Here is a 20,264-nt window from a genome sequence, read left to right on the forward strand (position 1 = left end):
ATGGCGTTCGCGCCGAGGCCTGCGCGAGCGGCGCGATGGCGTCGCCTTCCTCGCCGTGCGGCGCGCCGTGCGCGCTTTTCCCACCGAAGCGCTCAAGTATCGACAGGCGTGACCGGTGCCCGCGAAATCGTTTGCGCGCTAGAAAACCTGCCATTTTGTGACATTTCTCCTAATCTGATTGGGCGTCGGCGCCCGCGGCGGGCGGCTGTGAACAATCCGCTTCGGCGTGTCGATTTTGTCGGCGCCGCTGTTGCGGGCCCCGGCGCCGCCCGCGCCTCGGGCATGTTCGCGAGCCGGCCGCAAAGCCTTGTCCTGCTTGGCGAAAGAGGCGATTCGGCGGGGCGGCGGCAGGGGGTGCGAAAGCTTTCGAATCGTCATGTCTTTGTCATATGACGTTCATTAATTGTCACATGACTGTCATGAAGACCCCCTAATCTTCGCGGTGCCGTAGTCATCCGCTCACACACTGGAGGTCTCATGAAATTGATGCAAACCGCGTTTGCTGGCCTGGCCGGCGCGCTTTTCGCTGTCGCCGCTCACGCAGCCGACATCACGGGCGCGGGCAGCACGTTCGCTATGCCGATCTACACGAAATGGGCAGCCGAATACCAGCAAGCCGGCGGTGCGAAGGTCAACTATCAGGGCATCGGCTCGTCCGGCGGCCTGAAGCAGATCATCGCGAAGACGGTCGATTTCGCCGGCTCGGACGCTCCGCTGAAGGACGACGAACTGGCGAAGGACGGCCTGTTCCAGTTCCCGACGGTGGTCGGCGGCATCGTTCCGGTGGTCAATATTCCGGGCATCAAGGCTGGTGAAATCACGCTGTCGGGCGAAGTGCTCGGCGACATCTATCTCGGCAAGATCAAGAAGTGGAACGATCCGGCGATCGCGGCGCTGAACCCGAAGGTCAAGCTGCCGGACCTGGACATCGCCGTGGTGCGCCGCGCCGACGGCTCGGGCACCTCGTTCATCTGGACGAACTACCTGTCGAAGACCAACGCCGAGTGGAAGACGAAGGTCGGTGAAGGCACCACGGTCAACTGGCCGACGGGCACGGGCGGCAAGGGCAACGACGGCGTCGCCGCGTTCGTGCAGCGCCTGCCGGGCGCGATCGGCTACGTCGAATCGGCCTACGCGAAAAAGAACGCGATGATCTACACGGACCTGAAGAACGCCTCGGGCGCGGTGGTGGCGCCGAAGGCCGAAACGTTCGCGGCAGCCGCTGCCGGCGCGAACTGGTCGCAGTCGTTCTATCAGATCCTGACGAACGAACAGGGCAAGGACGCCTGGCCGATCGTCGGCGCGACGTTCGTGCTGCTGCACGCCAAGCAGGACAAGCCGGAGCAGGGCGCCGAGACGCTGAAGTTCTTCGACTGGGCGTTCAAGAACGGCGGCAAGGCGGCCACGGAGCTGGACTACATCTCGCTGCCGGCTTCGGTCACGGCCGAGATCCGCAAGCAGTGGAAGACGAAGGTGACGGACGCGGCGGGCAAGCCGGTCTTCCAGTAAGCGCTTCATCGCAGCAAGTCGTGGTCGCGCCGCCCGGCAAGCATGCCGGGCGGCGCGTGCGGTATGACGCGGGGCGGTCGATGTCGCTCCGCCACTGAACAATCAGGCCTCCATGTCCGATCTTCCTATCACGTCGCGCCCCGAAAGCCAGATGCGTGCGCCCAGCCGGCTCGGCGACGTCATTTTCGGCGGTCTCACGCGCCTCGCGGCAATCGTGACCCTGCTGGTCCTGGGCGGCATCATCGTGTCGCTGATCATCGCGTCGCTGCCGACCATCCAAAAATTTGGTCTCAGTTTTCTCTGGCGGTCCGAATGGGACCCCAACGCCGATGTCTACGGCGCCCTCGTGCCGATTTACGGCACGATCGCGACCTCGATCATCGCGCTCGTGATCGCGGTGCCGGTGAGCTTCGGCATTGCACTGTTCCTCACCGAGCTGTCGCCCGTCTGGCTGCGGCGCCCGCTGGGCATCGCCATCGAGCTGCTCGCCGCGATTCCGTCGATCGTCTACGGGATGTGGGGCCTGCTGGTGTTCGCCCCGATCTTCGCCGGCTACTTCCAGAAGCCGCTCGGCCAGGTGCTCGGCCCGATCCCGCTGATCGGCGCGCTGTTCCAGGGCCCGCCGATCGGCATCGGCCTGCTCTGCGCGGGCGTGATCCTCGCGATCATGATCATCCCTTACATCGCCTCGGTGATGCGTGACGTGTTCGAGGTCACCCCGGTGCTGCTGAAGGAATCGGCCTACGGCATCGGCTGCACGACCTGGGAAGTGATGTGGAAGATCGTGCTGCCCTTCACCAAGAGCGGGGTGATCGGCGGCGTGATGCTCGGCCTGGGCCGCGCGCTCGGCGAAACGATGGCGGTCACGTTCGTGATCGGCAACACCAATCTGCTGGACAACGTCTCGCTGTTCTCGCCCGGCAACAGCATCACCTCGGCGCTCGCGAACGAATTCGCGGAAGCCTCACCGGGGCTGCATACGTCGGCCCTGATGGAACTGGGCCTGATCCTGTTCGTGATCACGTTCATCGTGCTCGCGATCTCGAAACTGATGTTGTTGCGCCTCCAGAAGGCAGAAGGGAAGAAATGAGCGAACGCGTTCTGAACATGCCGGGCGGCCAGTCCGGCGCCGCGCTCGAAGCGATGCGTGCGCGCCTGCAGCGCCGCCGCAAGGCCACCAATGCCGTCGCGCTGACGCTCTCGCTCGCCGCGATGCTGTTCGGCCTGGTCTGGCTGGTCTGGATCCTCTACACGACGCTGCATCTCGGCATCGGCGGCCTGTCGCTGCAGCTGTTCACCGCGTCGACACCGGCACCGGACACCGACGGCGGCGGTCTTGCCAACGCGATCGTCGGCAGCCTGCTGCTGGTGGGCCTGGGCACCTGTGTCGGCACGCCGGTGGGCGTGCTGGCGGGCGTCTACCTGGCCGAATACGGCCAGCGCAACTGGCTCGCGAGCGTGATGCGCTTCATCAACGACATCCTGCTGTCGGCCCCGTCGATCGTGATCGGCCTGTTCGTCTACGCGGTGGTGGTGGCGCCCTCGGGCCGCTTCTCGGGCTGGGCCGGCGTGGTCTCGCTCGCACTGCTGCAGATCCCGATCGTGATCCGCACCACCGAGAACATGCTGAACCTGGTGCCGAACGCGCTGCGTGAGGCCGCATTCGCGCTGGGCACGCCGAAATGGCGCATGATCCTGAAGATCACGCTGCGCGCCTCGGTCGGCGGCATCACCACCGGCGTGCTGCTGGCGGTGGCGCGGATCGCCGGCGAGACGGCGCCGCTGCTGTTCACGGCGCTGTCGAACCAGTTCTTCTCGACCGACATGGGCAAGCCGATCGCGAACCTGCCGGTCACGATCTACAAGTTTGCAATGAGCCCGTTCGCGCAGTGGCAGTCGCTCGCCTGGGCAGGCGTCTTCCTGATCACGCTCGGGGTGCTGGGACTGAACATCCTCGCGCGCTCGATCTTCTCGAAAAAGTAACGGCGGAGCAATCCGATGAACATGGCAGAAAGCCACCTGAATCCGATCGAAAACGGTATCGCGCCGGCTGGCGGCAGCGGCGCGTCGGGGCAGCGCCCGCTCGCACCCGCCGAAGCGAAGATCGAGGTCAACAACCTGAACTTCTTCTACAACAAGTTCCATGCGCTGAAGAACATCAACCTGCGCATTCCCGCAGGCAAGGTGACGGCATTCATCGGGCCGTCGGGCTGCGGAAAGTCGACGCTGCTGCGCACCTTCAACAAGATGTACGCGCTCTATCCCGAGCAGCGCGCCGAGGGCGCGATCGTGATGGACGGCGAGAACCTGCTCGAATCGAAGCAGGACATCTCGCTGCTGCGCGCGCGCATCGGCATGGTGTTCCAGAAGCCGACTCCGTTCCCGATGTCGATCTACGACAATATTGCGTTCGGTGTGAAGATGTTCGAGAAGCTCACGCGTTCGGAAATGGACGACCGCGTCGAGTGGGCGCTGACCAAGGCCGCGCTCTGGAACGAGGTGAAGGACAAGCTGAACCAGAGCGGCTACGGTCTGTCGGGCGGCCAGCAACAGCGTCTGTGCATCGCGCGCGGCATCGCGATCCGCCCCGAGGTGCTGCTGCTCGACGAGCCGTGCTCGGCGCTCGATCCGATCTCCACGGGGCGCATCGAGGAATTGATCGCGGAGCTGAAGAGCGACTACACGGTCGTGATCGTCACGCACAACATGCAGCAGGCGGCACGCTGCTCGGACTACACGGCCTACATGTACCTGGGCGAGCTGATCGAATTCGGCGATACCGAGAAGATCTTCATCAAGCCGGCCCGCAAGGAAACGGAAGACTACATCACCGGCCGTTTCGGTTGACGGCGGAGTACATACTATGACTGACAAGCATCTGTCGAGCCAGTTCGACGCCGATCTGAACGCGGTGTCGTCGAAGGTTCTCGAAATGGGCGGCCTCGTCGAGGCGCAGATCACCGAGGCGATGTTCGCGCTCAACGAGTTCGACCGCCAGGCGGCCGAGCGCGTGATCAGCAACGAGGACCGGCTCAACCACATGGAAGTCGAGATCGACGAGGAATGCGGCAACATCATCGCGCGCCGCCAGCCGGCCGCGCGCGACCTGCGCCTGCTGATGTCGATCTCGAAGACGATCACCAACCTCGAGCGCGCCGGCGACGAGGCCGAGAAGATCGCCAAGCGCGTGCGCCGTCTGGCCGACGAGCCGCTCGCCCGCGGCGTGAACATCGCCGAGATCAAGGTGTCGGGCGACATGGCCGTGACGATCCTGCGCCGCGCGCTCGACGCCTTCGCGCGTCTGGACACGGTGGCCGCCGCGCAGATCGTCAAGGACGACAAGGAAATCGACCAGGAATTCCGTGCGTTCGTGCGCAAGCTCGTGTCGTACATGCAGGAAGATCCGCGCACGATCTCGGTCGGCCTCGACTTCCTGTTCATCGCGAAGGCCATCGAGCGGATCGGTGATCACGCGAAGAACATCGCGGAATTCATCATCTACATCGTGAAGGGCACCGACGTGCGGCACCAGCCGCGCGACCTGCTCGATCGCGAAGCCAATAGCTAACCCACGTCAGAACAAGGACGGACAGAGGTGCCGATGCCCAGCAACATTCTCGTCATCGAAGATGAGCCCGCGATTTCCGAACTGATTTCGGTCAACCTTCAGCATGCGGGACATTGTGCGATTCGCGCGTACAACGCGGAGCAGGCCCAGAACCTGATCAGCGACGTGCTACCTGATCTCGTCCTGCTCGACTGGATGCTGCCGGGCAAGTCGGGGATCGCGTTCGCGCGCGAACTGCGCAACAACGAGCGCACCAAGCACATCCCCATCATCATGCTGACGGCGCGCGGCGACGAGCAGGACAAGGTGCTGGGCCTCGAGATCGGCGCGGACGATTACGTGACCAAGCCCTTCTCGCCGAAGGAGCTGATGGCGCGCATCAAGGCGGTGCTGCGCCGCCGCGCGCCGCAACTGACCGAGGACGTGGTGTCGATCAACGGCCTGCGGCTGGACCCGGCCACGCATCGCGTGGCGGCCAGCGCCGAAGGCAGCGAGATCAAGCTCGATCTCGGCCCGACCGAGTTCCGCCTGCTGCACTTCTTCATGACGCATCCGGAGCGCGTCCACAGCCGCACGCAGCTGCTCGACCAGGTGTGGGGCGACCACGTGTTCGTCGAGGAGCGTACCGTAGATGTCCACATCAAGCGCCTGCGCGCGGCACTGAAGCCCGCCGGCTGCGATGCTATGATCGAAACCGTGCGCGGCAGCGGCTACCGCCTCGCCAAGCATGCCTGACCTGGCACGGCGCGCGTGCCGCGCGCCGTCTCTCACCGTTCTCCCGTCTTCTTTCTCGCGCCAGCCATGAACATCATCTGGGTGCGCTTCCTGGTGTCGCTCGTGCTGCTCGCGCTGGCCGCGATACTGGCCGGCGTGACAATCGGCCTGCGCGCGGGCCTCACCGTCGGCGTCGTGCTGCTGGTCGCCCAGGCGTTCTTCACCACGTTTCACACGCAGCGCCTCTGGCGGCTGCTCGACGCGCCCGTCTACGGCGAGGTGCCGAGCGCGCCGGGCATCTGGGGCGAGATCTACTACCGGCTGCACAAGCTCGCCAAGCAGTGGCACGCGCAGGTGCGCCAGGTCGAGCAGCAGCATTCACGCTTCATCCAGGCGATCCAGGCCTCGCCGAACGGCGTGGCGATGCTCGACGACCATGACCAGATCGAATGGTGCAATGCGATCGCCGAGCTGCATTTCGGGCTCGACGCGAAGCGCGACCTGCGCCAGCACATCACGCATCTGGTCCGGCATCCCGACTTCGTGCGCTACCTGAACTCGCAGCACTACGACGAGATGGTGGTGATGCGCGGCATGGGCGAGGGGCGCCAGCACGTGATCGCGGTGCAGGTGTTCCCCTACGGCGACAACCGCAAGCTGCTGCTCACGCAGGACATCACCGAGGTCGAGCGCACCGACGCGATGCGGCGCGACTTCGTGGCCAACGTCTCGCACGAGCTGAAGACGCCGCTCACGGTGCTCTCCGGCTTCCTCGAGACGCTGCGCGAGCTGCCGCTGTCCGACGACGAGCGCGCGCGCTACCTCGACATGATGGAGCAGCAGGCCTCGCGCATGCGCAAGATCGTCACCGACCTGCTGGTGCTCGCCAAGCTCGAAGGCGAGGGCAAGCCGCCCACCGACAAGCCGGTCGACATGGACGACGTGCTCGGCCACCTCGAGGACGTCGCGCAGACGCTGTCGGCCGGCCACCACGAGATCAGCTTCGAGATCGACGAGACGCTGACCGTGACGGGTGCCGAGACCGAGATCTTCAGCGCGCTCGGCAACCTCGTGACGAATGCGGTGCGCTACACGCCCGAGGGCGGCAAGATCCGCGTGAGCTGGCGCCGCGACGGCGCGCAGGCCGTGTTCTCGGTCAAGGACAGCGGCTTCGGGATTCCGGCCGAGGACCTGCCGCGGCTCACCGAACGCTTCTACCGCGTCGATCGCAGCCGTTCGCGCGACACCGGCGGCACCGGCCTTGGCCTGGCGATCGTCAAGCACGTGCTGCAGCGCCACGACGGGCAGCTGCTGATCCAGAGCGAGGAAGGGCGCGGCAGCACGTTCACGGCGCGCTTTCCGGCGCAGCGCACGATCCGCCGGCAGCATGCGGCGTGAGATGAGGCGCGTGAGACCGGCCGCGTGAGGCCGGCCAGACGAACAAGGCCGCCCGGTTCACCCCCGGGCGGCCTTTGCTTCGACGCGGCCGCGGCGGCGCCCGGCACGGCATCGGCGGCCGCCGTCAGCCGCCGAATTTTTCCAGCAGCCCGAGCTGCGCGCTGCGCGGCGTCTTGCCGGCGCGGCGGCGCTTGTAGTGGCCGTCGCTCTGCATCAGCCAGGCCGACTGGTTGTCGCCGAGGAACACCGAGAGGCCCTCGGCGATCACGCGGCGCTTGAGCTTGCGGTCGTGGATCGGGAACGCGACCTCGACGCGGCGGAACAGGTTGCGGTCCATCCAGTCGGCACTCGACAGGTAGACGCGCTCGGCGCCGCTCGCGTGGAAGTAGAAGATCCGGTGGTGCTCGAGGAAGCGGCCGATCACCGAGCGCACGGTGATGTTCTCCGACAGCCCCGGCACGCCCGGCTGCAGCGCGCACACGCCGCGCACGATCAGGTCGACCTTGACGCCCGCCTGCGAGGCCTCGTAGAGCTCGGCGATCACCGACGGCTCCAGCAGCGCGTTCATCTTCGCGACGATGCGCGCGCGCTTACCGGCCCGCGCGTTCGCGACTTCGTTGCGGATGCCGTCGATCAACAGCGGGTGCAGCGTGAACGGCGACTGCCAGAGCTCATGGAGCTTCAGCTCGCCGCCGATGCCGGTGAGCTGCTGGAACACATGATGGACGTCCTCGCAAATCTTCTGGTCGGCCGTCATCAAGCCGAAGTCGGTATAGAGGCGTGCGGTGCGCGGATGGTAGTTGCCGGTGCCGAGGTGCGTGTAGCGGCGCAGCACGGTCTTGCCGCCGCGCTTCTCGCGGCGCACGATCAGCATCATCTTGGCATGGCACTTGTGGCCGACCACGCCGTACACCACATGCGCGCCCACCGCCTCGAGCCGCGAGGCCCAGTTGATGTTGGTTTCCTCGTCGAAGCGCGCCAGCAGCTCGACCACCACCGTCACTTCCTTGCCGTTGCGCGCGGCTTCCATCAGCGCGTCCATCAGCGGCGAATCGTTGCCGGTGCGATAGATGGTCTGCTTGATGGCCACCACCTGCGGGTCCTTGGCGGCCTCGCGCAGTAGCTCCAGCACGGGCTGGAAGCTCTCGTAGGGGTGATGCAGCAGGATGTCGCCGCGATCGATCGCGGTGAACATCGAGGTGGTGTTGGCGACCGCGGCCGGCGTGGAGGGCGTGTGCGGCACGAACTTCAGCTCGGGCAGGTCCACGAGGTCGGGCAGCTGCATCAGGCGCACCAGGTTCACGGCGCCGTGGACCCGGTAGCAGTCCTTGTCGTTGAGGCTGCTCTCGTCGAGCAGGCGCCGCACGATGTGGGCGGGCGTGTCGGCCGACACTTCGAGGCGCACCGCGTTGCCGAGATGGCGCGCCGGCAGCTCGCCCTGCAGCGCCACGCGCAGGTTGGTGATCTCGTCCTCGTCGACGAACAGCTCGCTGTTGCGCGTGATGCGGAACTGGTTGCAGCTCTTCACCACCAGCTTCGGGAACAGTTCGCCGACGAAGCGCTGCATCAGCGAGCTGAGCAGCACGAAGCCGTGGCGGAAGCCCGACAGCGCCTGCGGCATGCGCACCAGACGCGGCAGCGCGCGCGGCGCCTGCACGATGCCGAGCAGCGCCTGGCGGCCGAACGCGTCGCGGCCCTCCAGCTCCACCACGAAGTTCAGGCTCTTGTTCAGCACGCGCGGGAACGGATGCGCGGGATCGAGCCCGATCGGCGTGAGCACCGGCAGCAGTTCGTCGAGGAAATAGTTGCGCGCCCATTCGAGCTGCGCCTCGCTCCAGGTGTCGGTGCCGTGGAAATAGATGCCCTCGGTCTCGAGCGCGGGCAGGATGGTTTCGTGCAGCATCGTGTACTGCTTGTGGACGAGCCGCTGCGCGCGCTCCACCACGAGGTCGTAGACGTGCTGCAGCGACATGCCGTCCGGCGACAGCGCTCCGGGGTTGTCGCGCATCTGCTCCTGGAGGCCGGCCATGCGGACCTCGAAGAACTCGTCGAGATTGCTGCTGGTGATGCAGATGAAGCGCAGTCGTTCAAGCAGCGGCACGTGCGGGTCGGCCGCCTGCGCGAGGACGCGCTCGTTGAAGCCGAGAATGCCAAGTTCACGGTTGAGCAGCGGATAGCGAGTGGACATCGGCAGCGGGGATGGCGGTTCGAAGTCGGGTGGAGCGGGGAGGAACGGAAGTTCGGAAATTCTCACGGTTCGATGACATCTTGATGACGAATTTGTACTTCTTCCTGAATGATACGACTTGGCATTCCATGATTTGATGACTTCTTGATGACAGTCAGGATTCGTCTACAAATAATACGTCGGCCCCGCCCGAATCACCCTGGCTTTTTGCACGATTGCCAATCGGTCTGGCCGTATTGGCGCGACGACCCGACACCGCGGCGGCGACAGCGCTTAAAATGTTGCGTTTGAATGAGATGGGTCGGCACAGCGGCGGCTCGCCGGCTCGAAGAGACACGGAGCCCTTACCCGATATGGTTACTTCCCCGCAACTATTCGCCGCCGTCGATCTCGGCTCGAACAGCTTCAGGCTGATCGTCGGACGCGTCGAGGAAACTCCCGCGGGCAGCCAGATCTACCCGGTCGATGCATTGCGCGAGCCGGTGCGCCTCGCGGCGGGCCTGTCGCGAGACAAGATGCTCGATCGCGCGTCGCAGGAGCGCGGCTGGGAGGCGCTCAAGCGCTTCGGCGAGCGCCTGCGCGACTTCCATCCCGACCACGTGCGCGCGGTCGCCACCAACACGCTGCGCGTGGCCAAGAACGCCGGCGAATTCCTGGTCGAGGCGCAGGCCGCGCTCGGCTTTCCGATCGAGGTGATCGCCGGCCGCGAGGAAGCCCGGCTGATCTACGCGGGCGCGGCGCACTCGGTGCCGGCCAGTGCCGGCAAGCGGCTCGTGGTCGACATCGGCGGCGGTTCGACCGAGTTCATCATCGGCCAGCACTACACGCCGATCGTAATGGAAAGCCTCTACATCGGCTGCGTGAGCCACAGCCGCCAGTTCTTCCCGGCCGGCAACGTCGACGAATACACGATGCGCCAGGCCGAACTCGCGGCCAAGCGCGAGATCCAGATCATTTCCGGCGAGTACAAGAAAGCGGGCTGGGACCAGGCGATCGGCTCGTCGGGCACGGCGCGGGCGCTGGCCGAACTGGTCGAGGGCAACGGCTTCAACGACGCCGGCATCACGCACGGCATCTCGCGCGGCGGCCTGGAGCGCCTGAAGCGCGCGCTGATCAAGGCCGAGAACGTGAATCGTCTCAAGCTCGTGGCGCTGAAGCCGGACCGCATTCCGGTGCTGGCGGGCGGCCTGTCGATCATGCTGGCCGTGTTCGAGGAGCTCGGCGTCGACTATGTCGACACCACCGACGGCGCGCTGCGCCTGGGCGTGCTGTACGACCTGCTCGGCCGCGCCCAGCACGAGGACATGCGCGCCGTGACGGTGGAGGGCTTCATGCGCCGCTACGGCGTGGACCGCCCGCAGGCCGACCGGATCGCCTCGCTCGCCACCCGCTTCTACGACCAGCTCGAATTCACCGACGAGGCGCACCGCGACGAGGATCGGACCTTCGTGGGCTGGGCCGCCGCGCTGCACGAGATCGGCCTGTCGATCTCGCACAGCGCCTATCACAAGCATTCGGCCTACATCACCAGCAACGCCGACATGCCCGGCTTCTCGCGCACCGACCAGGCGCGGCTCGCCGCGCTGGTGCTCGGCCACGCGGGCAAGCTCGGCAAGCTCTCGCAATCGCGCGACGTGGAATGGCCGCTGCTGTTCTGCCTGCGGCTCGCGGCGCTGCTGTGCCGCCGGCGCACCGATGCCGGGCTGCCGGAACTCACGGTGTCGCACGTGAAGAAGGGCGGCTACGAAGTCCGGCTGCCGAGCAGCTGGGTCGAGCAGAACCCGCTGACCGACTACAGCCTGAGCCAGGAGGCGGCCGAGTGGGAGAAGGTCGGGATTCCGTATCGCGTCATCTATACCGAGGCCTGAGCCGCCGCGCGCGCCTGCCGGTTCGCTCGCACGCGCCGGGGGCGGCCGCGGGCCCGGGCCGCGGCGGCATCACGGGGTGCAGACGATCGCCGTGAGGAACGGAAACGCTTCCCGGACCGTCGCGTTGCTGCCCGTCGCGCGCACCTTTTCCTCCACCGAGCGCTTGCTGCCGCGCACCACCACGCCATAGCCCCACTTGCCGATGGGTTTGCCGTCGCCGTGCTGGAACAGCGGATCGTTCTCCTGGTAGCCGACCACCACGAACACCGGGAAGCCGTAGGCACTGAGCGGATGCGCGGTGCGGAACGCGTTCATCGAATTCGATTCGACGCGCATCGGTTTCGGCTGCAGGTCGCCCGCCTCGGCAAGCGGCGCGACGAAGTCATGGCCGTTCGACGAGCAATCGAGCGCGGCGTCGAGCGGCTTGGGCTCGACGGCGAAGGCGGAGGCGGCCGGCAGGGCGGTCAGTAAGGCGCAGGCCAACCCGGCCGCGGTGCGAAGATAGGCTTTCATGCGGCGATGATCGGTGAATGTCATGGGTTCCGGGAGGCGTCGTGCCGCGCGGGCAACGCCCGGGCTCGCCTCTCGCGGCCCGGGTGCCGCAACCTGTGGCCGGCTCGGCCTTTCCACCGATCATAACGAAAACGCGGCGGCGCTGCAGCGTCCGCCGCCGCGCTCCCTCACTGCTGCCGCTGCAGGTACTGCCGGACCTCCTGCATCGTCACGCGGCCGCTGTGCGCGGTATCGATCTGGTCGAAGTGCTGCGCGATGAACGGCAGCCCGTTGGCCTGTGCCTGGGCCTTCGTGATCGACTGGTTTCCGGCGAGCGCGCTGTTGGTGGCGAGGCTCGAGGCGAGCCGCGACTGCGCCTGCTGCGAGAGGTCGCTGCCGGTGGTGGCCGCGGCGGGCGCGGCGAGCGGCTGACGCGGGAAGAACGGCCCGTCCACGCCGCCCTTGAGCGGCACCGGCGTGGAGACGGCCTGCGGCGCGGCCGCGAAGGCCGGCGCGGCCGGCAGCAGGGGCAGCGCGAGCGACAGGAGGAGCGCGGCGAGGCGCGAGGTCGATGATGGCGATTGGATCATGGCTTGACTCGTGTTGGGTTCGCGAACGCGGGCCGCCCGCAGGCGGCGCCGCGCGTTCCAGGGGGTCAACGGGCGGCGATTGCCGCGGCCTTCAGCGTCGGCGTACCGGCCGGGCTCTCGTCAGACCAAGGCGCCGGCAGCTGCGCGAGCGACAGCGCGTTGGGGATCGACTGGTTCTTGAAGAACGAGACCAGATCCGAGCGCAGCTGCGGGCGCGCGACGTCGTCCAGATAGATCATGTGGCCGCCCTGGTAGAACGTCATCTGCAGGTTCACCTGCAGGCCCGGCACCGTCTGCAGCCGCGCGAGCTGGTTCTCGGTCAGGAAGAACGGCGTGGCGAGATCGTGATAGCCGTTCGCCGACAGCACCTTCAGCTTCGGGTTCAGGCGCAGCGCGGCGAGCAGATCCGGAATCGTGTCCGGCACCACCTGCCCCGCGTGGCTGAAGTCCCACGCGCTGATGATGCTGTCGTTGAGCGTGGCGTAGGTCGCGTTCGGCGCCGAGTAGCCGAGCTCGTTGGGCAGCTGGGTGGCCAGCGTGTTGGTGAACGGCTGCGTGATCAGGATGTCCGACGGATCGGAATCCTGGGCGAGTCGCGGATCGCTGTTCGGCAGGATCACGCGCCCGTCATAGCGGCCGATGGTCGAGCCGGGCACGAGCGAGGTGCCGTAGTAGTCGTTGCCGAAGTAGGCGCTCAGCGAGGCCATCGACATGTTGGTCTGGGTCGACCAGTTCGAGATCGTCGTGTTGTCCGGGAACGTCGGGTTAGGCACCAGCGGCGAGCCGGCGAAGAAGAAGGTCGGTGCGTACTGCGCCAGCTGCGAGTACTGCGCGGTCACGAAGTTCTGGATCTGCAGCGCGAAGGTGCCGAGGTTGGTCGGAGCGGGCGACACCTGGTTGAAGTAGGCGGCCACCTGCGCGTAACCGAGGAAGTAGCCGATCATGCCGTCGGTCGCGTATTTCAGCTCGAGCGCGTTGCTGCTCGAGTCGCCGTTGGTGATCGCATAGGTCTCGCCGGGGTCCGCGAAGTAGTTGAGGATCGACGACTGCAGCACGATCCCGGTCAGGTTCACGCCCGCCGATTCGAGCGACAGCGCGAGCATGTTGGTGCGCGGCGTGCCATACGATTCGCCGTAGAGGTAGAGCGGCGAGTTCGAGCGGCCGTTCACCGTCACGTAGCGGCGGATGAAGTCGCGCATCACGCGCACGTCGGAATCGGCGCCCCAGAACGTCTTGTTGGTGTTCGGCGCGATCGCCTCGGAGAAGCCGGTGCCGGGCGGATCGATGAACACCATGTCGGTGGAGCCGATCAGGCTCTCGTCGTTGCTCACGAGCGGGAAGTTCGGCCAGTTCGTCAGCAGCGGGTCGGGCGTGGCCACGCGCGTCGGCGCGAACGAGCCGAGCCGCAGCCAGACCGACGACGAGCCGGGCCCGCCGTTGTAGAAGAAGGTGACGGGGCGCGGCGTGCCATCCTGGCTCGGCGCGGTGTAGGCGACGTAGGACATGGTCGCCTCCGGCGTGCCGTTCGGATCGGTCGCGATCAGGTGGCCGGTGGTGGAGGTGTAGTTGACGGTGGTGCTGCCGCTTTTCCACTGACGGTGCATGACGGCCGCCGATTCGGTGGCCTGCGAGGCTGTCAGGCTCGCGCCGGCGCTCGTGGAGTAGGCGGTCGTGTCGGTGAGCGGACGGTTGGACAGCGAAGCGAGCGATACCGTGTTGGTATCCGATCCGTCTCCGCCGCAGGCGCTCAATGTCAGCGCCGACAACGACAGCACGACCCCTCCGATTTGCCGGATCGCGCGGCGCGATCCGAAACCCAGACCCGGTGTTTTTGCTTTCATTGGTATTCCTTTTCCTTTCGATTTATTTAAATCAATCAGAACGGCAATGCAATCCGGCGCGGTGAATCCAGATTGCTCTCATTTATTTATTGAATTGCTTATCGAAACGACTCGCGTGGGCCGCAAAGCAGCGTAAGAATGAAAAACGCCGCCGTCAATCGGAAATTAAAAAAATCGAGTGGAGGCTGGCCAGGCGGCCGTGCTGCGGCGCGGCAGGGCTGGCCGGGCGGCCTTGCCGTGCGGATCGAAGGTCGTGACGGGCGCCGGCGCCGCGGCGCTGCCCGATTAAATCATTGATTGTCGATTGGTGAATGCCGGCCGCCGGCCGGCCACCGCTTAGTTGGCCTGATCGATTGCTTTAGCCGCCCCATTGCCGATTTCCGGATAATCCGCGCGTGCCGCGCAACGGTGGCCAAGCGGGAATGGCGGCTGCCGCCCCTCAGCGCGCCGGATGGTCGGCCGCGAGCCGCGCGGCCGCCTGCGCGACCCGTGCCTCGCGTGCCGCGATGATCGGCGCGTAGCGGGCCCGCTCGGCATCGACCACTGCGCACGGCGCCGTCGCGGGGCAGCCCGCACCGAACGGTGGCGCGGGCGCGTATTCGATCGCCAGCTGCGCGGCCTGCGCGACGGCCTCGCCGTGCAGCTCGCGGGCGATGGTCAGCGCGAAGTCGATGCCGGCCGTGACCCCGCCGCCCGTGACGAGCCGTCCGTCGCGCACCACGCGCTCCTGCACCGGCATGGCGCCGAACGCCGCGAGCAGCGGCAGCGAGGCCCAATGGGTGGTCGCGCGGCGGCCACGCAGCAGGCCTGCGGCGCCGAGTACCAGCGCGCCGGTGCAGACCGAACCGAGGTAGCGCGCCGAGGCGGCCGCTCGCCGCACGAACGCGAGCGTCGCGTCGTCGAGCAGCAGTTCGTCGACGCCGGAGCCGCCTGGCACGCACAGCACGTCGACGTCGGGGCAGGCGTCGAAATCGGTGTCGGGCGTCATCACCAGGCCGTGGGCGGCGGCGAGCGGCGCGGTGCTTTTCGCGACGCGGTGGAGCGTGGTGTCGGGCAGTGCCGCGAATACGTCGTGCGGGCCGACGAGGTCGAGGGCCTGGACGCCGGGAAACATCAGGAGTGCGATTCGACAGGGCATGACGGGGCTCGGGGTGATGGCGGGGGCGGGTGCCTTCGCGGTGGGGGCGGGCGGGGCGGCTCAGCGGCTCATTCGGCACGGCGCTCGTCGGCGCCAGCCGCGCAGCGGGCCGCGAACGCCGCGTGCGCGATCGGGTCCACCGGACGATGGATCGCCTGCGTCGCGGGCGGATGGCGGCCCAGGCGCTGCGCGGGGCGAATCGGCCGCGGCGCGAAGCCGCCGCCGCAGTTGGGGCAGACGTGGTACAGCACCTGCTCGACGCAGGCGGCGCAGAACGTGCATTCGTAGCTGCAGATGCGCGCCTGCGGCGCCTCGGGCGGCAGCGGTGTCGCGCAGTGTTCGCAGATCGGGCGTAGTTCCAGCATGGGTGGCTCCCAGGGGCAGTGCGCTCACCGCACTGGTGATTTCATGCCATCGTAGTTTGCGATGTGATCGGCGACAATGCCGATTCCGGACAGGAATGGAAAAATTCCTGCCAACACCGCAAGCCATCGCCAGGAGCCCGCATGCCGCCTCTGTCCTCCCCGTCCAGGCCCACCGCGCGGCCGCCCAAACGCGTCTGGCTGGTGCTGCCGCCGCGCGTGCACATGCTCGATCTGGGCGGCCCGCTGCAGCTGATTGCCTCGCTCGCGCCGCTCGGCATCGCCCGCGTGGCGGCCTGCTGCGTGGCCGCCTCGGAGACGCTGACGAGCTTCCAGGGCGTGGCGATGGCGGGCCTCGCACCGTTGCCGGCGCGCGTGACGGCGGGCGACTGGGTGATGGTGATCGGTTCGCGCTACGACTTCCGCGTGCCGCTGTCGGCCGAGCACGAGGCCATCGCGGCCTGGCTCGCCCGCGTGGCGGCGCCGCTGCGCGAGCGGATCGTGATCGCCAGCGTCTGCACCGGCGCGTATCTGCTCGGCGCGGCGGGGCTGCTCGACGGCCGCGACTGCACCACTCATCACAGTCATCTGGCGCGTCTGCAGCGGCGCCATCCCGCAGCGCGCGTGCTGGCCAACCGGCTGCTGGTCGACGAAGGCATGCTCGTCACCTCGGCCGGCGTATTGGCCGGCGTCGATCTCGCCCTGCATCTGATCGCGAGACACTTCGGCGCGGCCGCGGCGATCGCCGTGGCGCGCGAGAACGTGGTGCCGTTTCGCCGGATGAGCGGCGATCCGGCGCTCGACGCACAGTTGCGCTACCGCGATCACGACCAGGACGTGATTCACGCGGTGCAGGACTTCCTCGTGGCCGAGCCCGGCTGCGCGCTGCCGTATCCGCAGCTGGCCGCACGCTTCGCGCTCAGCTACCGGCATCTCGCGCGGCGCTTTCGCGACGCCTGCGGGATCACGCTGAAGGCCTACCACCAGCAGTTGCGCATCGCCCGCGCGCGGCAGTTGCTGCGCGAGGGCGATGCCAGCATCGAGCGGATCGCCGAGGCTTGCGGCTTCGCGAGCGTGCAGGCGTTTCGCGCGGCATGGCGGCAGGTGGAGCCGCTATCGCCGAGCGCCTGGCGCGCCGCATGATGCACGGCGCTGCGCCAGTGCCCGCGGGCCGTCAGTGGCTGCGCTGCAGCCGTTGCAGATAGTGTTCGCAGCGCGCCCGCAGCGCTTCCATCTGCGGCGAACCTTCGCCGGCGAGCAGCCCGTCGGCCAGGCTCGCGCCGCCGCCCGAGGTCGCGACGTCGTAGATCTCGCAGGCGAGACCGCGCGCGGCCATCGCGATCCGGATGCGGTCGAGCCAGTCGCACTCGACGCGATGGCCGGCCAGCCAGCTATGGGTGGTGGCGACGACGCGTTCGGGCGGCATCCAGCGTCCGTTCTGGATGCGCGCCACCAACTGACCCGTCACCAGGTAACGAAGCAGGTCGACTTGTGTCACGGCGATACCTCCATGCGGAAAGCGGCCGGCACCGGCGCGGCCCGGTTTCCCGCAGCAGCAACGGCCGTGCCCGGCGGCGGGCGGGCGCGGCATGACGCTTGCTGATCCAGGGTTTCCATTCCCCACCGGAGGTCTCATGCAATTCGATCCGACACGAGCGCTACGGCGCACCATGGCGATCAGCGCGCTGTGCGCGGGGCTGCTGGCCGCCGCCGGCTGCTCGAAGCAGAGCGAGGACACGGGCGCGGCCGGCACCCCGGGCGCCGCGTCGAGCCAGGCATCGCAGGCGGATGCGGCAAGCGGCGTAGCGCCGGCGCCGATGGCGCCGCCGGCGGCCTCGCCGGACGCGTCCGCCGCGTCCGCCGCCTCGAGTGCCGCTCCCGCATCGGGCGGCTGAGGCGAGCGCAAGCGATCACCGATGCGTTGATTTGTTCGCCGGCGCGGTGCGCGTCCGGCGCCACCTGACGGAGGCCGTATGAGCAGCACCCTGAATCCCGACAACACGCCGCTCGAATCCGGCGTCGGCAGTTCCTCCGACGGCGATGCGCTCGGGCCGAGCGATTCGTCCGACAGCGGCAGTGACACGCGCGGCGCGAAGCGCCGCCCATTCGATATCGACGATGAACTCGACGCGCATGCGCTCGAGCGCGGCGAGGCGGCCGGCGCGGCCGGCACCGATCGCGCCGGCACCGGCGAGCGCGCCTCGGCCGACGGCGATTCGACGCTGACCGACAGCGCGGACATCGAGCCCGATCGCACCGAGTCGCTTGCCGACGAGGCCGACGCGCTCGAGGACGCCGAGGCGCAGGCGCGAGCCGATACCGTGCGCGACCGGCAGCGCTGAGCCGGGAATTCTTTCAATCGCTTTGAAGTTTTGAGGACAACAAGGCAAGTGAACCGGGAGCGTGGCCGGCCCGGGGCCGCATACGGCGTCGGGCCGCCCTCCCACGAACCGATCGAGGAGGCATGCGATGCAACGACGCCATCCGAATCGCTCGCGTGAGATGCGCGGGCCGGCCGACTGGCAGGAGCGCAACGAACGCGCATACTGGGGCAGCGACGAGAACGACCTGCCGCATTACGACGACATGCTGCTGCCCGACGACGAACGCGAGACCGATCCGCACGACGCGCGCGAACCGCGCGCCGCCGAGCGCATCGACGAGCGCCGGTGGCGCGACGAGCCACCGGCCGGCGGCGGGGCACGTGCCTACGGCGCGGCTCCCGGCCATGCTCCCGGCCATGCTCCCGGCCATGCCGCGCCGAGATGGGCGCACGGCAGCGAGCCCTACGACGCGGGCGGCGCGCGGCGCCGCAGCGAACCGTATTATCCGCACCAGCGCAGCCAAGGCGGCCACGGCGCGCCGTCCCGGACACGCTACGACCCGCCCGGGCATCCGGCGCGTGAGGCCGCCCGCACCGCGCGCACCGCGCCGCGGCTGCGCGGGCCGAAGGGCTATACGCGCTCGGACGAGCGGATTCGCGAGGACGTCTGCGAGCGGCTCGCCTATGCGATCGACATCGACGTCAGCGAGGTCAGCGTGACGGTGAAGGACGCCTGCGTGCAACTCGAGGGCACCGTGCCGGAGCGTTGGATGAAGCACGAGATCGAGGATCTGGCCGACAGCTGCGTGTGGGTGCGCGACGTCGACAATCGCGTGCGGGTGGCACGTGCCGCGTCCGGCGACGCGCCCTATCCGGTGCCGCGCGCCGAAGCGCAGCCGACGCTGCCGCCCCCGTTGCCGTCGTCGGCAGCCGCCCATCCGTGCGGCGCGCTCGGACCGGGCGAGGCCGAGCCGCCGGCGGGGCCGGCCGGCCCCGCAGCGGACCCGCCGCGGCGCTGACGACGGGCGGCGCGTGCCTAGCGGCGCGCGCCCTCGTCGAGCTCGGGCTGCATGCCGTGCTCGCGCATCAGCGCGAGCCGGTTGTAGAGCGTTTTCAGGCTGATGCCGAGCGCCTTTGCCGTGCGCGGCTTGTCGCCGTCGAAGTGGCGCAGCGAGGCCATGATGAAGCGCTGCTGCGCATTGGCGAGCGTCGCGCCGAGCGGCAGCGACATCACGTTGTCGCGCACGTCGGCGCGCGGCGGCAGCTGGCGCGGCAGATCGAGTTCGATGGTGTCGTCGGCCAGGATGAACGCGCGCTCGATGGTGTTGCGCAGCTCGCGCACGTTGCCGGGCCACGGGTAGCTGCGCAGCAGCTTGAGCGCCTGCGCCGAGAGCGCCTTGTGGGTGCCGTGGTGCGTGTTGAGCGTGTCGATCAGCGCGCGCGCGATCTCCTCGACGTCGCCGTCGCGATGGCGCAGCGCCGGCACGTGCAGCGCCATCGCCGCGAGCCGGTAGAACAGGTCCTCGCGCAGGCGGCCGTCGCGGATCGCATCGGCCGGATTGTGATGCGTGGCGGCCACCACCCGCACGTCGAGCGCGATCGTCTCGGTGCCGCCCACGCGCATGATGGTGTTCGATTCGAGCGCGCGCAGCAGCTTGACCTGCAGGTCGCGCGGCATCTCGGCGATTTCGTCGAGGAAGATCGTGCCGCCGCGCGCGGCCTCGAAGAAGCCGATATGCTGCGCGCTCGCGCCGGTGAAGCTGCCCTTCTCGTGGCCGAACAGCTGCGATTCGGCGATATCGGCCGGGATCGCGCCGCAATTCACGGCGACGAACGGGCCGTTCGCGCGCGGGCTCGAATCGTGGACGAGGCGCGCGGCGATGTCCTTGCCCGCGCCGCTCTCGCCGACGATCAGCACGCTCGCGCGGGTCGCGGCAATCTTCTCGAGCTTCGACAGCAGCGCCTGGATGCGCGGCGAGGAGCCGGCAAGACGCCGGCCTTCGCTAGTGAGTCTCGACATGGATGGTTCTCATGGTAGAAAGGAGGCGCCTGGATGGGCGCTCGCCGCGTAGCGTGTAATTTTTATAACCGCAAGCGTATCGAATCCTGACGAACTTAATGAATTGAAATTTCCAATGTGTCACGCCATGACGGATAGAAAAAACCGATAACGAGCAGCGTCGATGCGTTGTCCCCTATACTCATCAAAGGTCCATTCAACAGGTCATGAGCTGCTGGCACGGCCGCCACGATCTGTCATCGTTACCGACTTC

The 20,264-nt window shown here is 67.7% G+C and carries 20 protein-coding genes; 12 read left to right on the plus strand and 8 right to left on the minus strand.

Annotated elements, in window-relative coordinates:
* Nucleotides 1–477: 477 nt before the first annotated feature.
* The 7 genes from pstS (at nucleotide 478) to phoR (ending at nucleotide 7,189) form a co-directional block, all read left to right on the plus strand.
* Entirely contained in the window at nucleotides 478–1,509 is a 1,032-nt protein-coding gene (pstS, locus tag KS03_RS22850; RefSeq protein WP_012735202.1) for a phosphate ABC transporter substrate-binding protein PstS, read from the plus strand.
* A gap of 112 nt (nucleotides 1,510–1,621) precedes the next feature.
* Nucleotides 1,622–2,599, plus strand: coding sequence for a phosphate ABC transporter permease PstC (gene pstC, locus KS03_RS22855; protein ID WP_012735203.1), 978 nt, complete (start codon nucleotides 1,622–1,624; stop codon nucleotides 2,597–2,599).
* Nucleotides 2,596–3,492, plus strand: a complete 897-nt coding sequence (pstA, locus tag KS03_RS22860) for a phosphate ABC transporter permease PstA (protein ID WP_012735204.1) — start codon at nucleotides 2,596–2,598, stop codon at nucleotides 3,490–3,492. The genes pstC and pstA overlap by 4 nt, the downstream gene beginning before the upstream one ends.
* 15 nt (nucleotides 3,493–3,507) lie before the next feature.
* Nucleotides 3,508–4,356, plus strand: a complete 849-nt coding sequence (pstB, locus tag KS03_RS22865) for a phosphate ABC transporter ATP-binding protein PstB (protein ID WP_012735205.1) — start codon at nucleotides 3,508–3,510, stop codon at nucleotides 4,354–4,356.
* A 16-nt stretch (nucleotides 4,357–4,372) separates the two neighbouring features.
* Complete coding sequence (phoU, locus tag KS03_RS22870) at nucleotides 4,373–5,077, plus strand: phosphate signaling complex protein PhoU (RefSeq protein WP_012735206.1); 705 nt, start codon at nucleotides 4,373–4,375, stop codon at nucleotides 5,075–5,077.
* Nucleotides 5,078–5,110: 33 nt separating this feature from the next.
* Nucleotides 5,111–5,812, plus strand: a complete 702-nt coding sequence (gene phoB, locus KS03_RS22875) for a phosphate regulon transcriptional regulator PhoB (RefSeq protein ID WP_026051494.1) — start codon at nucleotides 5,111–5,113, stop codon at nucleotides 5,810–5,812.
* Nucleotides 5,813–5,878: 66 nt separating this feature from the next.
* Nucleotides 5,879–7,189 carry a phosphate regulon sensor histidine kinase PhoR gene (gene phoR / locus KS03_RS22880; RefSeq protein ID WP_012735208.1) on the plus strand — a complete coding sequence of 437 codons (1,311 nt, stop codon included), beginning with the start codon at nucleotides 5,879–5,881 and terminating at the stop codon, nucleotides 7,187–7,189.
* Nucleotides 7,190–7,313: 124 nt separating this feature from the next.
* Here phoR and ppk1 read toward each other — a convergent pair whose 3' ends face one another.
* Entirely contained in the window at nucleotides 7,314–9,377 is a 2,064-nt protein-coding gene (gene ppk1 / locus KS03_RS22885) for a polyphosphate kinase 1 (protein ID WP_012735209.1), read from the minus strand.
* A 353-nt stretch (nucleotides 9,378–9,730) separates the two neighbouring features.
* On the opposite strand from ppk1, the gene ppx reads away from it, so the two are divergent.
* Nucleotides 9,731–11,245 carry an exopolyphosphatase gene (ppx, locus tag KS03_RS22890; RefSeq protein ID WP_017432848.1) on the plus strand — a complete coding sequence of 505 codons (1,515 nt, stop codon included), beginning with the start codon at nucleotides 9,731–9,733 and terminating at the stop codon, nucleotides 11,243–11,245.
* Nucleotides 11,246–11,314: 69 nt separating this feature from the next.
* On the opposite strand, the gene KS03_RS22895 is transcribed toward ppx, so the two are convergent.
* The 5 genes from KS03_RS22895 to KS03_RS22915 all read right to left on the minus strand — a co-directional run bounded on the left by KS03_RS22895 (nucleotide 11,315) and on the right by KS03_RS22915 (nucleotide 15,671).
* Nucleotides 11,315–11,758, minus strand: coding sequence for a hypothetical protein (locus tag KS03_RS22895; RefSeq protein ID WP_012735211.1), 444 nt, complete (start codon nucleotides 11,756–11,758; stop codon nucleotides 11,315–11,317).
* A 167-nt stretch (nucleotides 11,759–11,925) separates the two neighbouring features.
* Entirely contained in the window at nucleotides 11,926–12,327 is a 402-nt protein-coding gene (locus KS03_RS22900) for a hypothetical protein (protein WP_012735212.1), read from the minus strand.
* A gap of 65 nt (nucleotides 12,328–12,392) precedes the next feature.
* Nucleotides 12,393–14,168: a S10 family serine carboxypeptidase-like protein gene (locus tag KS03_RS22905; protein ID WP_012735213.1), complete on the minus strand. Its 1,776-nt coding sequence runs from the start codon at nucleotides 14,166–14,168 to the stop codon at nucleotides 12,393–12,395.
* Between the two features lie 439 nt (nucleotides 14,169–14,607).
* The gene (locus KS03_RS22910) at nucleotides 14,608–15,306 is read right to left on the minus strand and encodes a DJ-1/PfpI family protein (RefSeq protein ID WP_012735214.1); all 699 of its coding nucleotides are present in this window, start codon (nucleotides 15,304–15,306) and stop codon (nucleotides 14,608–14,610) included.
* A 68-nt stretch (nucleotides 15,307–15,374) separates the two neighbouring features.
* The gene (locus KS03_RS22915) at nucleotides 15,375–15,671 is read right to left on the minus strand and encodes a DUF1272 domain-containing protein (RefSeq protein ID WP_012735215.1); all 297 of its coding nucleotides are present in this window, start codon (nucleotides 15,669–15,671) and stop codon (nucleotides 15,375–15,377) included.
* 141 nt (nucleotides 15,672–15,812) lie between these two features.
* Between KS03_RS22915 and KS03_RS22920 the strand changes: the two genes are divergently transcribed.
* On the plus strand, nucleotides 15,813–16,811 hold the full coding sequence (locus KS03_RS22920; protein ID WP_020379806.1) for a GlxA family transcriptional regulator: 999 nt from the start codon (nucleotides 15,813–15,815) through the stop codon (nucleotides 16,809–16,811).
* A 31-nt stretch (nucleotides 16,812–16,842) separates the two neighbouring features.
* Here the strand turns inward: KS03_RS22920 and KS03_RS22925 are convergent, their stop codons facing one another.
* Nucleotides 16,843–17,166 (minus strand): hypothetical protein, encoded by a 324-nt coding sequence (locus KS03_RS22925; protein WP_012735217.1) that lies wholly within the window; start codon nucleotides 17,164–17,166, stop codon nucleotides 16,843–16,845.
* 136 nt (nucleotides 17,167–17,302) lie between these two features.
* On the opposite strand from KS03_RS22925, the gene KS03_RS22930 reads away from it, so the two are divergent.
* The 3 genes from KS03_RS22930 (at nucleotide 17,303) to KS03_RS22940 (ending at nucleotide 19,010) form a co-directional block, all read left to right on the plus strand.
* Nucleotides 17,303–17,563 (plus strand): hypothetical protein, encoded by a 261-nt coding sequence (locus KS03_RS22930; RefSeq protein WP_230674582.1) that lies wholly within the window; start codon nucleotides 17,303–17,305, stop codon nucleotides 17,561–17,563.
* A 78-nt stretch (nucleotides 17,564–17,641) separates the two neighbouring features.
* Nucleotides 17,642–18,010, plus strand: a complete 369-nt coding sequence (locus KS03_RS22935) for a hypothetical protein (protein ID WP_012735218.1) — start codon at nucleotides 17,642–17,644, stop codon at nucleotides 18,008–18,010.
* A 127-nt stretch (nucleotides 18,011–18,137) separates the two neighbouring features.
* On the plus strand, nucleotides 18,138–19,010 hold the full coding sequence (locus KS03_RS22940) for a BON domain-containing protein (protein ID WP_012735219.1): 873 nt from the start codon (nucleotides 18,138–18,140) through the stop codon (nucleotides 19,008–19,010).
* Nucleotides 19,011–19,027: 17 nt separating this feature from the next.
* Here the strand turns inward: KS03_RS22940 and KS03_RS22945 are convergent, their stop codons facing one another.
* Nucleotides 19,028–20,011, minus strand: coding sequence for a sigma-54 interaction domain-containing protein (locus tag KS03_RS22945; RefSeq protein ID WP_012735220.1), 984 nt, complete (start codon nucleotides 20,009–20,011; stop codon nucleotides 19,028–19,030).
* Nucleotides 20,012–20,264: the final 253 nt, after the last annotated feature.

Origin of the sequence: Burkholderia glumae LMG 2196 = ATCC 33617, assembly GCF_000960995.1 — a bacterium.
Lineage (GTDB): Bacteria > Pseudomonadota > Gammaproteobacteria > Burkholderiales > Burkholderiaceae > Burkholderia > Burkholderia glumae.

Bases quoted from the DNA above. Each gene is read 5' to 3' on its own strand.
- pstS (WP_012735202.1), top strand. From the start codon at position 478: ATGAAATTGATGCAAACCGCGTTTGCTGGCCTGGCCGGCGCGCTTTTC.
- pstC (WP_012735203.1), top strand. From the start codon at position 1,622: ATGTCCGATCTTCCTATCACGTCGCGCCCCGAAAGCCAGATGCGTGCG.
- pstA (WP_012735204.1), top strand. From the start codon at position 2,596: ATGAGCGAACGCGTTCTGAACATGCCGGGCGGCCAGTCCGGCGCCGCG.
- pstB (WP_012735205.1), top strand. From the start codon at position 3,508: ATGAACATGGCAGAAAGCCACCTGAATCCGATCGAAAACGGTATCGCG.
- phoU (WP_012735206.1), top strand. From the start codon at position 4,373: ATGACTGACAAGCATCTGTCGAGCCAGTTCGACGCCGATCTGAACGCG.
- phoB (WP_026051494.1), top strand. From the start codon at position 5,111: ATGCCCAGCAACATTCTCGTCATCGAAGATGAGCCCGCGATTTCCGAA.
- phoR (WP_012735208.1), top strand. From the start codon at position 5,879: ATGAACATCATCTGGGTGCGCTTCCTGGTGTCGCTCGTGCTGCTCGCG.
- ppk1 (WP_012735209.1), bottom strand. From the start codon at position 9,377: ATGTCCACTCGCTATCCGCTGCTCAACCGTGAACTTGGCATTCTCGGC.
- ppx (WP_017432848.1), top strand. From the start codon at position 9,731: ATGGTTACTTCCCCGCAACTATTCGCCGCCGTCGATCTCGGCTCGAAC.
- KS03_RS22895 (WP_012735211.1), bottom strand. From the start codon at position 11,758: ATGAAAGCCTATCTTCGCACCGCGGCCGGGTTGGCCTGCGCCTTACTG.
- KS03_RS22900 (WP_012735212.1), bottom strand. From the start codon at position 12,327: ATGATCCAATCGCCATCATCGACCTCGCGCCTCGCCGCGCTCCTCCTG.
- KS03_RS22905 (WP_012735213.1), bottom strand. From the start codon at position 14,168: ATGAAAGCAAAAACACCGGGTCTGGGTTTCGGATCGCGCCGCGCGATC.
- KS03_RS22910 (WP_012735214.1), bottom strand. From the start codon at position 15,306: ATGCCCTGTCGAATCGCACTCCTGATGTTTCCCGGCGTCCAGGCCCTC.
- KS03_RS22915 (WP_012735215.1), bottom strand. From the start codon at position 15,671: ATGCTGGAACTACGCCCGATCTGCGAACACTGCGCGACACCGCTGCCG.
- KS03_RS22920 (WP_020379806.1), top strand. From the start codon at position 15,813: ATGCCGCCTCTGTCCTCCCCGTCCAGGCCCACCGCGCGGCCGCCCAAA.
- KS03_RS22930 (WP_230674582.1), top strand. From the start codon at position 17,303: ATGCAATTCGATCCGACACGAGCGCTACGGCGCACCATGGCGATCAGC.
- KS03_RS22935 (WP_012735218.1), top strand. From the start codon at position 17,642: ATGAGCAGCACCCTGAATCCCGACAACACGCCGCTCGAATCCGGCGTC.
- KS03_RS22940 (WP_012735219.1), top strand. From the start codon at position 18,138: ATGCAACGACGCCATCCGAATCGCTCGCGTGAGATGCGCGGGCCGGCC.
- KS03_RS22945 (WP_012735220.1), bottom strand. From the start codon at position 20,011: ATGTCGAGACTCACTAGCGAAGGCCGGCGTCTTGCCGGCTCCTCGCCG.